At 72.1% G+C, this 14,978-nt stretch carries 13 protein-coding genes; 7 read left to right on the top strand and 6 right to left on the bottom strand.

The window, feature by feature from the left end; genetic code table 11:
- Positions 1-5 precede the first annotated feature (5 nt).
- Positions 6-695 (top strand): GntR family transcriptional regulator, encoded by a 690-nt coding sequence (locus NLX94_RS04420; protein ID WP_254381251.1) that lies wholly within the window; start codon positions 6-8, stop codon positions 693-695.
- 10 nt (positions 696-705) lie between these two features.
- On the opposite strand, the gene NLX94_RS04415 is transcribed toward NLX94_RS04420, so the two are convergent.
- From NLX94_RS04415 to NLX94_RS04405, 3 genes are all read right to left on the bottom strand, one after another.
- Positions 706-1,245 (bottom strand): carbonic anhydrase, encoded by a 540-nt coding sequence (locus NLX94_RS04415; protein WP_254381250.1) that lies wholly within the window; start codon positions 1,243-1,245, stop codon positions 706-708.
- A 3-nt stretch (positions 1,246-1,248) separates the two neighbouring features.
- Positions 1,249-2,481, bottom strand: coding sequence for a formyl-CoA transferase (gene frc / locus NLX94_RS04410; RefSeq protein WP_254381851.1), 1,233 nt, complete (start codon positions 2,479-2,481; stop codon positions 1,249-1,251).
- A 92-nt stretch (positions 2,482-2,573) separates the two neighbouring features.
- Positions 2,574-3,917, bottom strand: coding sequence for an OFA family MFS transporter (locus NLX94_RS04405; protein ID WP_254381249.1), 1,344 nt, complete (start codon positions 3,915-3,917; stop codon positions 2,574-2,576).
- A 266-nt stretch (positions 3,918-4,183) separates the two neighbouring features.
- On the opposite strand from NLX94_RS04405, the gene NLX94_RS04400 reads away from it, so the two are divergent.
- Entirely contained in the window at positions 4,184-5,740 is a 1,557-nt protein-coding gene (locus tag NLX94_RS04400) for an aldehyde dehydrogenase family protein (RefSeq protein WP_254381248.1), read from the top strand.
- 59 nt (positions 5,741-5,799) lie between these two features.
- On the opposite strand, the gene NLX94_RS04395 is transcribed toward NLX94_RS04400, so the two are convergent.
- Entirely contained in the window at positions 5,800-6,222 is a 423-nt protein-coding gene (locus tag NLX94_RS04395) for a hypothetical protein (protein WP_254381247.1), read from the bottom strand.
- A 214-nt stretch (positions 6,223-6,436) separates the two neighbouring features.
- Here NLX94_RS04395 and NLX94_RS04390 point away from each other — a divergent pair, with 214 nt between their 5' ends.
- The 4 genes from NLX94_RS04390 to NLX94_RS04375 all read left to right on the top strand — a co-directional run bounded on the left by NLX94_RS04390 (position 6,437) and on the right by NLX94_RS04375 (position 8,863).
- Entirely contained in the window at positions 6,437-6,928 is a 492-nt protein-coding gene (locus tag NLX94_RS04390) for a DUF1269 domain-containing protein (protein ID WP_254381246.1), read from the top strand.
- Positions 6,929-7,014: 86 nt separating this feature from the next.
- Entirely contained in the window at positions 7,015-7,446 is a 432-nt protein-coding gene (locus NLX94_RS04385) for a hypothetical protein (RefSeq protein ID WP_254381245.1), read from the top strand.
- On the top strand, positions 7,443-7,928 hold the full coding sequence (locus NLX94_RS04380) for an FxLYD domain-containing protein (RefSeq protein WP_254381244.1): 486 nt from the start codon (positions 7,443-7,445) through the stop codon (positions 7,926-7,928). The genes NLX94_RS04385 and NLX94_RS04380 overlap by 4 nt, the downstream gene beginning before the upstream one ends.
- 590 nt (positions 7,929-8,518) lie before the next feature.
- Positions 8,519-8,863 carry a hypothetical protein gene (locus NLX94_RS04375; RefSeq protein ID WP_254381243.1) on the top strand — a complete coding sequence of 115 codons (345 nt, stop codon included), beginning with the start codon at positions 8,519-8,521 and terminating at the stop codon, positions 8,861-8,863.
- Here the strand turns inward: NLX94_RS04375 and NLX94_RS04370 are convergent.
- Positions 8,860-10,206 carry a M1 family metallopeptidase gene (locus tag NLX94_RS04370; protein WP_254381242.1) on the bottom strand — a complete coding sequence of 449 codons (1,347 nt, stop codon included), beginning with the start codon at positions 10,204-10,206 and terminating at the stop codon, positions 8,860-8,862. The genes NLX94_RS04375 and NLX94_RS04370 overlap by 4 nt on opposite strands.
- Before the next feature lie 76 nt (positions 10,207-10,282).
- Positions 10,283-14,248, bottom strand: a complete 3,966-nt coding sequence (locus NLX94_RS04365) for a Pls/PosA family non-ribosomal peptide synthetase (protein ID WP_254381241.1) — start codon at positions 14,246-14,248, stop codon at positions 10,283-10,285.
- Positions 14,249-14,490: 242 nt separating this feature from the next.
- On the opposite strand from NLX94_RS04365, the gene NLX94_RS04360 reads away from it, so the two are divergent.
- Positions 14,491-14,787, top strand: coding sequence for a dsRBD fold-containing protein (locus NLX94_RS04360; RefSeq protein WP_254381240.1), 297 nt, complete (start codon positions 14,491-14,493; stop codon positions 14,785-14,787).
- Positions 14,788-14,978: the final 191 nt, after the last annotated feature.

Genomic DNA, 14,978 nt, shown 5'->3' with positions numbered 1-14,978 from the left:
CAATCATGCGCGAGGCACTCACCGCCGCCGCCTCCCTGCGGGTCACCCGCCCGGCACCGCTGCGCCAGGCCGTCTACGAGGCGCTGACCGAGCTGATCGTCAGCGGCTCCCTCAAGCCCGGCCAGCACCTGGTCGAGGCCGAGCTCGCCGAGTACCTGGGCGTCAGCCGCCAGCCGGTCCGGGAGGCCCTGCAGCGGCTGCAGACCGACGGCTGGGTGGACCTCCGCCCCGCCCAGGGCGCCTTCGTCCACTCCCCCACCGACGAGGAGGCGATCCAGCTGCTCAGCGTCCGCGCCGTGCTGGAGACCTACTCGGCCCGGCTCGCCGCCGAGAACGCGAAGCCCGAAGAGGTGGAAGGCCTCCGGGAGTTGCAGCGGGAAGGGGTCGAGGCGCTCGCCCAGGGCGATGTCGCGCGCCTGGTCGCGGCCAACACCGCGCTGCATACGGCGATCACCGCGATGGGCGGCAACGCCGTGCTCGCCGAGCTGATCTCGGTGGTCAGCCAGAAGGTGCGCTGGTACTACGCCCCCATCGCGCAGCCCCGCGGCAAGGAGGCCTGGAACGAGCACGCCCAGCTGATCAAGGCGATCGCCGCCGGGGACGCGGAGCGCGCGAGCGAGGTCATGCGCAAGCACACCGAGCGCACCACCGGCTTCTACCGCAAGCAGCTGGCCGCCCGGGCCGCCCAGGGCTGACGCCCCCGGTCTAGGACTCCGGGGCCACTTCGCGCAGCAGTCCCGTCTCCACGTCGAGGACGAAGCCGCGCACGTCGTCGGTACGGGGCAGGAACGGGGAGCTGCGCACCCGCCGCATCGACTGCCGTACGTTCTGGTCCACGTCCCGGAAGGCGTCGACGGCCCAGGCGGGCCGCTGGCCGACCTCGGCCTCCAGATCGAGCCGGAAGTCCTCGGTCAGGCTCTGCAGACCGCAGCCGGTGTGGTGGATCAGGACGATGCCGCCCGTCCCGAGGGCGCGCTGGCTGATCGTCAGGGAGCGGATGGTGTCGTCGGTGACCACACCGCCCGCGTTGCGGATGGTGTGGCAGTCCCCCAGCTCCAGCCCCAGCGCGGCGTGCGGGTCGATCCGGGCGTCCATGCAGGTCACCACGGCGACGCCGAGGACCGGCCGGGCTCCCCTGCCGGGGCCGGCGAATCCGGCGGCGTACGCCCGGTTGGACTCCACGAGCCGGTCGGTGGCCGTCCTGGCGGCAGGTGTGCGCGGGGCAGGTGTGCGCGGGGCGGCCACCGGTCAGATCACCCCCTGGCTCTTCAGCAGCGGCAGCTCTTCCGGCGGGAGGCCCAGCTCCCCGAGGTAGACCTCTTCGTTGTGCTCGCCGAGCAGCGGGGAGCGCTGCACCTCCACCGGGGAGTCGGACAGCTTCAGCGGGCTGCCGACCGTCACGTACGAGCCGCGCTCCGGGTGCTCGACCTCGACGACGATCTCGTTGGCCCTGAGGGAGGCGTCCTCGATGATCTCCTTGGTGGACAGGACCGGCCCGCAGGGGATGCCGTGGGCGTTGAGGGCCTCCAGCACCCGCATCTTGGGGAGGGTGCTCGTCCACTCCTCGATGAGTTGGAACATCTTGCCGAGCTGGGGCAGCCGGGCCTCGGGCGTGGCCCATTCGGGATCCCCGGCCAGCTCGGGCCTGCCGATGAGCTCGCTGATCGGCTGCCAGCCGGCGGGCTGCACGATCACGTACACGTAGTCGTTCGGCCCTCCCGGCGCGCACCGCACCGCCCACCCCGGCTGGCCGCCCCCGCTCGCGTTGCCCGAGCGCGGGACCGCGTCGCCGAAGTCCTCGTTCGGGAACTCCGCGAGCGGTCCGTGCGCGAGCCGCTGCTGATCGCGCAGCTTCACCCGGCAGAGATTGAGCACGGCGTGCTGCATGGCCACGTTGACCCGCTGGCCGCGGCCGGTGTGCGTGCGCTGGAGGAGGGCGGCGAGGATGCCGGCGACGGCGTGCATCCCGGTGCCGGAGTCACCGATCTGAGCGCCGGTGGCGAGCCGCGGGCCGTCCTCGAACCCGGTGGTGGACATCGAGCCGCCCATGGCCTGGGCGACCACCTCGTACGCCTTGTAGTCGGTGTACGGGCCCTCGCCGAAGCCCTTGATGGAGGCGTACACGAGGCGCGGGTTGATCTCGCGGACGCGGTCCCAGGTGAAGCCCATCCGGTCGAGCGCGCCCGGCCCGAAGTTCTCGACCATGACGTCGGAGCGGCGGATCAGCCCGGTCAGGATCTCCTTCCCGCGCGCGGTCTTGGCGTTGAGGGTGACGCTGCGCTTGTTGCTGTTGAGCATCGTGAAGTAGAGGCTGTCCACGTCGGGGAGATCGCGCAGCTGGCGCCGGGTGATGTCGCCGCCCGGGGGCTCGACCTTGACCACGTCGGCACCGAGCCACGCGAGGATCTGGGTCGCGGAGGGGCCGGACTGCACGTGCGTCATGTCCAGGACGCGGACGCCTTCAAGGGCCTTCTTCATGATCGCCACCTCGGTTGCGGGGTCGTCTCTTGTGCGGGACTGCTCGTACGGGCCCGGTCCTGACGCCGGCGGCGGCGTCAGGACCGTCGTTCAGGTCATCCCCGCGGCCGGCCGGGGGACTTGAGGAACACCGCCAGTACGGCCGACATCAGTCCGACGCATCCGGCGATCACGAAGGCTCCTTCGTAGCCCCACGCCGCGACCACCACCGCGCCCACGCCGGAGCCCACCAGGCCCGAGATCAGCTTCGAGCTGTAGACGATCCCGTAGTTGGAGGCGTTGTTGTTCTCTCCGAAGTAGTCGGCGGTCATGGCGGCGAAGAGCGGGAAGATCGCCCCGCCGCCGAATCCGGAGACCATCGAGCAGAACAGGAAGAACGGCATGCTGCCCATCGTTCCCGACACCAGCACCCCGAACTGGGCGGTGCCGAGCACCAGGCAGACGATGATCAGCGTGTTGCGTCTGCCGTAGCGGTCGGATATCCACCCGATCACCCCGCGGCCCGTGCCGTTCACGATGGCCTTCAGCGACATCGCCGTGGCGACGATGCCTCCCGCGAAGCCCATGTCCTTGCCGAACGGCACCTGGAAGGCGATCCCGAAGATGTTGATGCCGGCCGTGCAGAGCAGGCAGAACCACATCATCCACAGCAGCGGGGTGCGCGCGGCCTCCCTCGGCGTGTACTGCTTCACCGCGGGCGGGTTCACTGCCAGGGCCCGCCGGATCCGCGGGTCGTCGGACACCTTCAGCGGGTCCACGTGGGCGGGCCACCAGCCCTTGGGCGGGTCCTTGAAGAACCAGCCCGCCCCCGCCACCAGCGCGCACAGGCCGAAGCCCACGCAGACGAAGAGCACCTGGTAGTTGTGCAGGTCCAGCACCTGGGTGAACAGGAAGACGAACGGCACCGAACCGTAGGCGAAACCGCCGTTGACCAGGCCGGTCTTGCCGCCCTTGCGCTCCGGGTACCACTTGCCGACCATGTTCACGCAGGTCGCGTAGACCAGGCCGGCGCCGATGCCGCTGAACATGCCGAAGCCGATGTAGGCCGCGATCACGTGCGGCGCGAACGCGAGGGAGAGATAGCCCAGCACCGTGCCGAGGGCGCCCAGCATCATGGCGTACCGCGCGGGCAGCCGTCCGCTCTCGCGCAGTTGGCCGGCGGGGAAGGCGACGGCGGCCTGGAAGAAGACCCAGACGCCCATCAGCCAGAAGATGTGGCCGCTCGACCAGAGATGGGCCTCGCTGAGCGTCTCCTCGGCCGAAGTGAACGCGTACTCCGAGGAACTGATGCCCATCATGCCCATCCAGGGGAAGAGCACCATCGTCCAGCGCGGGCGCCCCATGATGTCGCGATCGGTCTCCCCGATGCGGTAGAGGCGGCCTCCGGCGTCCGTCACCTCCCTGTAGGCGACGGGCGTTGCGTAGTCGGTGGTTGTCATGTGTGTCGAGCACCCCTTGCGTTCGAAGGATCTGGACAGCGCCCCCTGCCCCGTGCCTTTCCGTGCGCTCGCGGTCCTGCGCGGCCTCAGGTCATGGACCCGCCTCCCGGCATCTGTACATTGCATACAGTCGACGAATACTGTATGAAGGATTGTTATCCCGTATCCCATGGGTGATGTCCAGGGGGCGTGCAACAACTTTTAACGAAAGGAGACTTGAGGTCGGCGCCCCGCCCCCGACCGTGCACCGAGAGCGGAGAGACCGAATGGCAACCACCCGCAATCCCGCCCACCTCGTCGTGAAATCCGGTACGAGCTGGGCCGAGGCATGGCAACGCTGCCTCCGGGTCGCACCCGAGGCGTTCCGGGACGACCGCGTCCTGAACCTCTGGGGTTCCTCCTGGCAGGCGGACGGCCTGGCGCTGCCCGCCACCAGCCCCGTCGACGGCAGTCCCGTCGCGGGCCCGCCGCGCCTGGACGGCGCCACGGCCCGGCAGGCCGTACGCGCCTCCCTCGATCAGCACCGCGCCTGGCGCCACGTGCCGCTCGCCGAGCGCCGCTCCCGCGTCGCGGCCACCCTCGACGCACTGGCGGCCCACCGCGAGCTGCTGGCGCTCCTGCTGGTCTGGGAGATCGGCAAACCGTGGCGGCTCGCCCTCGCCGACGTCGACCGGGCCATCGACGAGGTGCGCTGGTACGTCGACGGCATCGAGCCGATGGTGGCGGGCCGGTCGCCGCTCGACGGTCCCGTGTCCAACATCGCCAGCTGGAACTACCCGATGAGCGTGCTCGTGCACGCGATGCTCGTGCAGGCGCTGGCGGGCAACGCGGTCGTCGCCAAGACCCCGACGGACGGGGGCGTCGCCTGCCTCACCCTGGCCTGCGCGCTCGCCGCCCGCGAGGGGATCCCCCTCACCCTGGTCAGCGGGAGCGGCGGCGAGCTGTCGCAGGCGCTCGTCCGCGCGCCCGAGATCGGCTGCGTCTCCTTCGTCGGCGGGCGCGACACGGGCGCCGCGGTGGCCACCGCCGTCGCCGACCTCGGCAAACGGCACATCCTGGAGCAGGAGGGCCTCAACACCTGGGGCATCTGGAACCACACCGACTGGGACTCCCTGGCGGCGGTGATCCCCAAACTCTTCGACTACGGCAAGCAGCGCTGCACGGCCTACCCGCGGTTCGTCGTCCAGCGTTCCCTGTTCGACGCGTTCCTGACGGCCTACCTGCCGGCGGCCCGCACCCTGCGCGTCGGGCACCCGCTCGCGGTCGAGCACCCCGACGACCCGTACCCGGAACTGGACTTCGGCCCGCTCATCAACGCGGCCAAGGCCAAGGAGCTGCACGACCAGGTGGCCGAGGCGATCGACCGGGGCGCCGTCCCGCTGCACCGCGGCCGGGTCGAGGACGCCCGGTTCCTGCCGGGCCAGGACACCTCGGCGTACGTCCAGCCCGTCACGATCCTGAACCCTCCCCCGTCCTCACCGCTGCACCACGCGGAGCCCTTCGGCCCGGTGGACTCCGTCGTCCTGGTCGACACCGAGGCCGAGCTGCTCGCCGCCATGAACGCCTCGAACGGCGCGCTCGTCGCCACCCTGTCGACGGACGACAGGGCCACGTACGACCGGCTGGCGCCGCAGATCCGCGCATTCAAGGTCGGGCACGGCGCGCCCCGCTCCCGCGGGGACCGCGAGGAGCTGTTCGGCGGCTTCGGCGCCTCGTGGCGCGGCGCGTTCGTGGGCGGTGACTTGCTGGTCCGCGCGGTGACCCTGGGGCCGGCGGGCGAACGGCTGCCGGGCAACTTCCCCGACTACCACCTCATGCCGTGAACTGAGCGAAGGCGGGTGGCGCCCCGCCGTGGGGGCGCCACCCGCCGGGCACCGCGGTCTCAGAGGACGGAGTCCCCCGACGGGGACGAACTCGCAGTGCACAGGGCCCAGATGACGAAGACGCCGAGGGCGATCGAGACGAGGGCCCAGACCGGGGCGTAGGGCAGCCACACGAAGTTGACGACGACGCTGAGTCCGGCCAGGACGACGCCCGTCGCCCGTGCCCACGGGGCGTTCTTGAGGATGCCCCATCCGACGACGCCGAGGACGATGCCGAGGAGCAGGTGGATCCAGCCCCAGGCCGTGGCGTCGAACGCGAAGACGTAGCTGCCCACGGTGGCGTAGACGTCGTTCTCCGCGATCCCGGCGATCCCCTTGAGGACGGCGATGACCCCGTCGACGAGCAGGACGACTCCGGCGAACATCGTGCCGCCCGCGGCCCATGCGCTCCCGGCGCCCGTCGGGGTTGTGGTCCGTGCCATGGAGAACTCCTTCGTCCAGCGGGGCTCGGTGCGCCGCGCCCTCCCCACCCTTGGGGCGGATCCGCCCGCCCGGACAGCGGAGTGGGCCGAACGGGCGAATCACGCTGACGACCCAACAGATAACGCAGGGTTAGTTTAATGCTAATTGTGGTGGATTGTCCGATTGTGGGTTGTACTGGACGCCAGCAACACCGTCCAGGAACTGGAGCGTTACGTGGCATCCACCACTCTCACCGTCTGGAAGTTCCCCACTCCCGAGGGAGCGCAGCAGGCGGAATCCGTCCTGCTCGCCCTGCAGAAGGAACAGCTGATACAGGTGCACGACGCGGCGGTCGTCACCTGGCGCGAGGACGCCAAGAAGCCGAAGACCCAGCAGCTGAACAGCCTCACGGGAGCGGGCGCGCTCTCCGGAACCTTCTGGGGCATGCTCTTCGGGCTCCTGTTCTTCGTGCCGCTGCTCGGCGCCGCCGTGGGTGCGGCGGCCGGGGCCATCGGCGGATCGCTGTCCGACGTCGGCATCGACGACCAGTTCATCGACGAGGTGAAGGCCGAGGTGAAGCCCGGCACTTCCGCCCTGTTCCTGCTCTCCTCCGACGCGGTGGTCGAGCGGGTCCGCGGCGCCTTCCCGGGCGGCCAGGCGCAGCTGGTCCGCTCCAACCTCTCCGGCGCGCAGGAGCAGCAGCTCCGCGAGGTCTTCGCGGCCTGAGCACGCACGGCCCGAGTGGACTCCGTGGCCCGGGACCGGTGGTGTCCTCCCCCGGTCCCGGGCGTTCCGACATCAGAAGGATTTCCATGAAGCGTCTCCCGATCACCGCTGCCCTGGGTGCGGCTGCGGCCCTGTTCCTCACGTCCTGCTCCTCGGACGACCCGTGCCCCAAGGCGCAGGCGACCCAGGCCGCCTCGGAGCTCTGCACCGGTCTCTCCACCCTGAAGGCGGACCAGGCCAAGCTGGCGGCGCTGGACCCGGCTTCCGCGACGAAGGACCAGGTCAAGGACGCCGTCGATGCGGTCCAGTCGGACTGGGACAAGGTCTCCTCCTCCCTCAAGGACCTGGATTCCGCGAAGCGGTCGGCGGTGGGTTCCGCCGCCGGCGATCTGAAGTCCGGATTCGGGAACCTGCCGGGCGACACCACGGGATCCGATGCCCTGACCCAGCTGAAGCCCCAGATCCAGAAGCTCGACGAGACCCTCGTCGCGGCCTCGGTCGGCGTCACGTGCCCGTGACCCGTACGCGGATCCGCGGGGCCTGCGGCGCACTGCTGACGGTGGCGGTGCTCGCCGCGACGGCCGGCTGCTCGGACTCCGACGGCAAGGTCTCGGACGGGGTCTCCAAGGCGGCCTCGGCCGCCGCCTCGGTCCAGTCGCAGGCCGCCGACGCGGTCGACTCGGCCACCGCGGCCGCGAAGAAGCAGCTCGACGAGGTCAAGGACGGGGTCGACGCCAAGGACGCGGTGACGCTGGGCAGCGTCAGCACCGACGGCGACGGGCTGTCGGCCGTGACCGTCACCGCCCGCAACACCGACGGCTCGGCGAAGTCCTTCGCCGTCCAGGTCGACTACAAGGACGCCTCCGGCAACCTGCTGGACACGGTGGTCGTCACCGTCTCCGACGTGCCCGCCGGGCAGTCCGAGGACGCGACGGCGCGCAGCACCCACAAGCTCTCGGGCGAGGTGCGCACCACCGTCGCCGCCGCCCTGCGCCACTGAGCCCCGAGTCCCGCCACCACACGCCCCGTCCGACCCCGCGCGCCCCACCGGATTCCGGTCCGGGAGCAGCGGGCCGGGCGGGGCGTCCGCCGTGCCGGGCCTGCCGCGAAGGCGTGCCCGGCACCGGGGCCGCCGGGACCTTCGGCCCTGCCGATGGGACCAAGGGCCCGGAGAGTGCCCCTGAGCTGCTGTTAGCGTTGAGGTGTCGCCGCCCGCGAGTGCACTGTGCCCGCCCGTCCGTCCGATGACTGACCGCTGATGGCCGCGACCGCGTATGACCTACGCCCTGCCGAGAGGAGGCGATCGCCCCATGGATCACAGTCCGAGTCCACTGACCCAGCCGCGCCGCACCGCCTCGTCCTCCGCCGCGCTCTGAGCCGCGTCCCCTCGTAGCCCGAGCTCCCCCTCCCCGTCCCGGCAGCCACGCGCCCAGCCCTTCCGGCGGGCTCCTCCGGCATGCTCCGGGCTCTTCCACCCACCCCTTTTCCAGGGCGCCCCATGGCCGCTCTGTCCTGTCCGCGCACTCCTATGTCGCGGACCTTGCACGCACAGCCATGCCCCGTACCCCTTTTCCAGAAGGAAGCACTGTCATGACCATCAGCACCAACACCAACACCACGACCACCGACCAGGACCGGGCCCTGGCCGTCCTGCACGAGATCCGCGACGAACTGCGCGATTTCAACAAGGACATGGACCGCCTGAACGCCCTGACCGAGGATCAGGTCAAGTCCACCGTCGAGAACCGCAAGCTGACGGCGCTGACCCTGATGTTCGTCATTCCGTCCACCTTCGCCGCGATCCCGGGTGCCAACTTCGAGCACCTCAACGAGTACGGCTTCGACAACTTCTTCGCCCTGCCGGTCCTCCTCGGGACCGTCCTCGCCGCGTCGCTGGGCACCTTCGCCTTCGTCAAGAAGAAGGGGTGGCTCTAGGCCGGCGGGACCGAAGGCCCCGGCGCGGGCAGCGGCGGCAGGGAGGGCTCGAAGAGCCAGGCCCTGAAGAGGTCGTCCAGCGGTTCGAGCGCGTAGTGGGACGCGTGGGCGGTGAAGCCCGCCGTGGTGACCACGCCGTGGCGGTGCACGGTGCCCCACTCCCGCAGCATGCGGAAGAACGGGCCGTCCCCCAGTGCGCAGCGGATCGCGTGCACGGCGAGGCCTCCGCGCTGGTAGAGGCGGTCGTCGAACATCAGCTTGCGTCCCGGGTCGGCCAGCAGGAGGTCCTGCGGCTGCCCGGACAGCAAGCGGTGTGCGGCGGCCGCCAGTTCGTGCGCGGTGCGGCCGCCGGAGCGCTCCGACCAGAGCCATTCCGCGTACTTGGCGAAGCCCTCGTTGAGCCAGATGTGCCGCCAGTCGGCGATGGTCACGCTGTTGCCGAACCACTGGTGCGCGAGTTCGTGGGCGATGAGCCGCTCGGATCCACGTACGCCGTCCACGTGGTTGGCGCCGAACAGGGAGAGGCCCTGGGCCTCCACCGGCACGTCCAGTTCCTCGTCGGCGACGACCACCGCGTACTCGCCGAAGGGGTAGGGGCCGAACAGCTCCTCGAAGAGCTGCATCATGGCGGGCTGCCGGGCGAAGTCGCGGGAGAAGCGGGGCAGCAGGTGCGCCGGTACGTGGGCGCTCTGCGGGACTCCGCCGAGCCCGGGGTCGCCGAGCAGCACCGTCTGGTACATGCCGATGGACAGGCCGACCAGGTAGGTGGAGGTCGGCGCGGGCTGCTCGTACACCCAGGTCGTCGTGGAGGCCCGGGTCGTCCGCGTGAGCAGCCGGCCGCCGGCCACCACGGTGTAGGCGGAGGGGGTGTTGACCGAGATGTGGTACGAGGCCTTGTCCGCGGGCCGGTCGTTGCACGGGTACCAGGAGGGCGCGCCGACGGGCTGGCTGGCCACCAGCGCGCCGTCGGTCAGTTCCTCCCAGCCGAGGCCGCCCCAGGGGCTGCGGACGGGTGTGGGATTGCCCGCCCAGTGCACGTCCACGGTGAAGGCGGCGCCGGCGGGCAGCGGCTTGGGCGGGCGGATCCGGAGCTTGCCGCCCCGGTGGCTGTAGTGCGGCGCCCTGCCGTTGACCAGGACCCGGCCTATTTTGAAATCGGCCAGGTTGAGGTGGAACTCCGTGAGCGGCGCCCGGCCGGCGATCGCGCTGAGCCGGGCCGTCCCGGCGAGCCGGTTGGGGCCGGGACGGTACTCCAGAGCGAGTTCGTACCGGTGCACGCGGTAACGGGGGTCGCCGTTGGCCGGAAAGTACGGGTCCGACACCGCTGTCTTCTGGCCGTTCACTGCCGCTTCCGCTCCCTGCGTTGTGCTCGTACGACGTGCTGGTGGTGCCGGGCCCCCGTACCGCCGGACCCGCCCTTCAGGACCGCCACGCCTCGATCGGGTTGCCCAGCCAGCGGGTGTCGGCGGGAACGGATTCCCCGGCCATCACGAGGGAGGCGGGACCCAGTGTGCTGCGGGCCCCGACCGTGCTCCCGGGCAGGACGATTCCGCCCGGGCCCAGGGTGGCGCCCTCACGCAGGACCACAGTATCCGTCCTCAAGATCCGGTCGTGGAAGAGGTGCGTCTGCAACACGCAGCCCCGGTTCACGCTGACCGCGTCGCCCAGGGTGACCAGGTCGGTCTCGGGCAGCCAGTAGCTCTCGCACCACACGCCCCGGCCGATCCGGGCGCCGAGCGCGCGCAGCCACAGGGACAGCACCGGGGTGCCGGGCACCGAGCCGATCAGCCAGGGCACGGCCAGGACCTCGACGAAGGTGTCGGCCAGTTCGTTGCGCCACACGAAGCCGCTCCACAGCGGGTGCTCGCCCGTCCGGTGCCGGCCGACCAGCAGCCACTTCGCGGCCGCCGCGACCACGCATGCGGCAGCCCCGGCGGCGAGCAGCACCGCTCCGGACAGCAGCGCGGTCCCCCACGGCCCGGGGCCGTCCCCCGCGGCCAGCGCGCAGAACGCCGCCACGGTCAGCACGGCCAGCGCGGCCGAGCAGAACACCGGGACGAGCCGGCACAGCTCGACCAGCCCGCGGGCCCACAGCAGCCGCGCGGGCGGGTCGTACGTCCGGCTCTGGTCGGCATCGGCGGCGGACCGCGGCAGCCGGACCGGCGGCAGGCCCAGGTAGGAGCTGCCCTTCTTGGCCTTCTTCGGGGTGGCGGACAGGACGCCGACCAGCCCGTCGTCGGGTACGGAGCGGCCCGGGGCGGTCATGCCGGAGTTGCCGAGGAAGGCCCGGCGGCCGATCTCGGAGTGGCCGATGCGCAGCCAGCCGCCGCCGAGCTCGTAGGGGGCGGTCAGGGTGTCGTCGGCGAGGAAGGCGCCCTCGCCGACGGTGGTGAGGCTCGGCAGGGCGAGCACCGTGGACACCTCGGCGCCCCGGCCGATCTTCATGCCGAGGAGCCGCAGCCACACGGGGGTGATCAGGCCCGCGTACAGGGGGAAGAGGGTTTCCCGGGAGAGGTCCATCAGCTGGGTGACGGTCCAGGCCTGCCAGCCGATCCTGCTGTGCGTCGGATGGGTGCCCGTGCGCAGCCCGAGGCTGAGGAGCCGTACGGAGACCAGGATCAGGGCGGCGTACGCGAATCCGAAGGCGAGCGCCCCCGGCACCACGGCGAGCAGGGCTCCGGCCAGGGCCCGGCCGAGCCCGGCGTCGGCGGGCACGAACCGGCCGGCCACCAGGAGGGCGGGCAGGGCCGCGAGCACGGGCAGGGCGGTGAGGCAGAAGCCGGCCGCCCCGTAGGCGGCGCGCCAGGGCAGGCCGCGCGGCGGGCGCTCCTTGGGCCAGTTCCGCTTGGCCTTGCCGAGTTTTCCGGCGGGGGCTCCGGCCCAGCGCTGGCCGGTCGGGATCTGCCCGACGACGGCGGAGCCGGGGGCCACCTCGGCGCGCTTTCCGACGCGGGCGCCGGGGAAGAGGATGCTGCGGGTGCCGACCACGGCGCCCGCGCCGACCTTCACGGCGCCGATCTCCAGCCGGTCGCCGTCCAGCCAGTGGCCGGAGAGGTCCACCTCGGACTCCACGGCGCAGCCCCGGCCGAGCTTGAGCATGCCCGTGACGGGCGGCAGCGAGTGCAGGTCCACCTCGGGGCCGATCTTGGCGCCCAGGGCGCGCGCGTAGCGCTCCAGCCAGGAGCCGGTGAGCGAGGTCGCGCCGGAGTACTCGGCGAGCCGCTCGGCGGTCCACAGCCGCAGGTGAACGTTTCCTCCGCGCGGGTGGCGCCCCGCCTTCACCCCGCGCAGCAGCAGCCGGGCCCCGCCCGCGGCGATCGCGAGGCGGCCGGGCGGGCTGAAGAGCAGGGCGGCGCCGGCGGCCACGAGCCACCAGGAGGCGGCCGGCGCCCACGGATAGGCGCCGAACCAGTGCAGTACGTTGCCCAGCGCGAGCACGGCCACCGTCCAGCGCAGGCCGACCAGGGTGAAGAGCGGGAGCAGCAGCAGGGACTGGATCACCTTGGTCCGCGCCGGGACGGGCGCGATGGTGCGGACCGCGCCGTCGTCCTGCGCGGACTTCTCCAGGTGCCGGGCCAGCTTGCGCAGGGTGGGCTGCTGGTAGATGTCGAGGACGGCCGCGCTCGGGTAGCGGGTGCGCAGCCGGGTGGTGAGCTGGGCGGCGGCGAGGCTGTTGCCGCCGATCGCGAAGAAGTCGTCGGCGGCTGCGGTGACGGCCACGCCCAGGGTCTCGCTCCACTGCTCGGCGAGCCAGGCCTCGGTCCCGTAGAGCTGCTCGGCGGGGCCGCTGGTCTCCAGCTCGGGGAGCGGCCAGGGCAGGGCGGCCCGGTCCACCTTCCCGGAGGTGCGGGTGGGCAGCTCCTCGACCGGCGCGAGCAGCGGTACGAGGGCCGCGGGGAGCTCGGCGCGCAGCCGGGTCACGGCCGCAGCGTGGTCCCAGCCGTCCTGGGTGACCAGGTAGCCGACGAGGAGCTGGTTGCCGCTGCGCGCCGTGCGGACGGCGGCGGCCGCGCCGGCGACCCCGGGCAGGGCCTGCAGGGCCGCGTCCACCTCGCCCAGCTCGATCCGGCGGCCGCCGAGCTTGATCTGCTCGTCGCCGCGGCCCAGGAAGACCAGGCCTTCGGGTTCCGCGCGGACCAGGTCGCCGCTGCGGTAGGCGCGCTCCCAGCCGAGGGATTCCAGCGGGGCGTACTTCTCCGCGTCCTTCTCGGGGTCCAGGTAGCGGGCCAGGCCGACGCCGCCGATGACGAGCTGGCCGCTGCCGCCCATGGGCACCGGTTCGCCGGATTCGTCGACGACGGCCAGTTCCCAGCCGTTCAGGGGGAGGCCGATCCGGATCGGTTCCTCTCCGGTGAGGAGGGAGGCGCAGGCGACGACGGTGGCTTCGGTGGGGCCGTAGGTGTTCCAGACCTCGCGGCCCTCGGTGACCAGGCGCTGGGTGAGCTCGGGCGGGCAGGCCTCGCCGCCGAAGATCAGCAGCCGGACCTCGTTGAGGGTCTCGGGCTCCCACAGCGCGGCGAGGGTCGGCACCGTGGAGACCACGGTGATCTCCTGCTCGGCCAGCCAGGGGCCGAGGTCGGCGCCGCTGCGGACCTGGGAGCGCGGGACGGGCACGAGGCAGGCGCCGTAGCGCCAGGCCAGCCACATCTCCTCGCAGGAGGCGTCGAAGGCCACGGACAGTCCGGCCATGACCCGGTCGCCGGGGCCGATCGGGTCCTCGGTGAGGAACAGCGCGGCCTCGGCGTCCACGAAGGCCGCGGCGCTGCGGTGGCTGACGGCGACGCCCTTGGGCTTGCCGGTGGAGCCGGAGGTGAAGATGATCCACGCGTCGTGCTCGGGGCCGGGGCGGGCGGCGGGGGCGGCGGCGCTCCCGCTCGGTGCGGCGGCCTCGATGCGCTGGCCCGCGCCCAGTACGGCCCGTACTCCGGCCTCGGCGAAGACCAGGTCGGCCCGCTCGTCCGGGTCCTCGGCGTCGACCGGCACGTAGGCGGCGCCCGCCGCGAGGACGGCCAGGATGCCCGCGTACAGCTCGTTGGTACCGGACGGCACCCGTACACCGACCCGGTCCCCGAGCCCCACCCCGGCGGCCGCGAGGGCCTGGCGCCGGCGCTCCACCTCGGCGGCGAGCGCCCGGTAGGTCAGCCGGGTGGCGCCGTCGTCCAGGGCGAGCTCGTCGGGGTGGGCCCGTACGGAGGCCTCGAAGACGTCGAGGAGGGTACGGGTCGGGGCGGCGGGCCCGGCGGAGAACAGGGCCGACTTCCCGGAGTCCCCGGGCCCCTCCCCCGCGTCGGGGGCCGGCACTTCGCCGAACGGTCCGGCCCCGTCGCCCAGTCCGGTCCCGTCGTCGAGCAGAGTGACTTCACCGTGCTCTGGTGTGGCTGCCATCGGCCCTCGCGTCGTGTTCCCGGAAGCCTCCGGGTCGCCGGGCGGAGCCCGGGTCTGCCCAGGTTGTTCCGGTCCAGCGCCAAACAGCCCGCCAGTCTAGTGCGACATCGAGGATTTTCCGGTTCAAGGCTTGCGCGTGGCCGGGAAGGGACGGTACAAGGCCGCGCCGGTACGGGGTGCGGCGGCCGACACGCGGACGGATCCTGGAGACAGCACGGCACCGGGGTGTGAGGAGGGCTGTCATGACACACGCCGAGGAGTGGAAGGTCGGCCTCTACCTGATCGAAGAGGACGGAACGACCAAGGCGCGGGCGGTGCTCGACGACGGCAAGTCGATGATGGTGGGCCGCGGCAGGGCGCGCTGCAATCCGCAGGACGTGGAGGTCCCCGCGATCGGCGACGAGCTCGCCGCGAGCCGGGCGATGCGCGACCTCGCCGGCCAGCTGATGCGCGCCGCGGACCGGGATCTGGCCGCGGCGGGCGCCGTACCCCCCGCGCCCCGCACGGCCTACGGATGGCCGGAAGACTCCGCACAGTGAGCCAACTACCCCTATTTTCCACATAGTTGTTAACCAAGGATTAGCTGAACCAGGTGCGAACGGCCACCCGGACGGTCCATGCTGACTGCCCCGTGAGCGGTGACGCGGGCGGCTAGGCCGTCTCTTTCGGATCTTGCCGGTCAGGCCCGCGTCGTCCGGTGCCGTGCCTCGCCGTGCTGCCGGGGCTCCCG

This window comes from Streptomyces sp. TBY4, assembly GCF_024213195.1.
In the GTDB taxonomy this organism is placed as follows: Bacteria; Actinomycetota; Actinomycetes; order Streptomycetales; family Streptomycetaceae; genus Streptomyces.
Note: the sequence above shows the minus strand (reverse complement) of the source record. Positions and strands in the feature narration are given on the sequence as shown.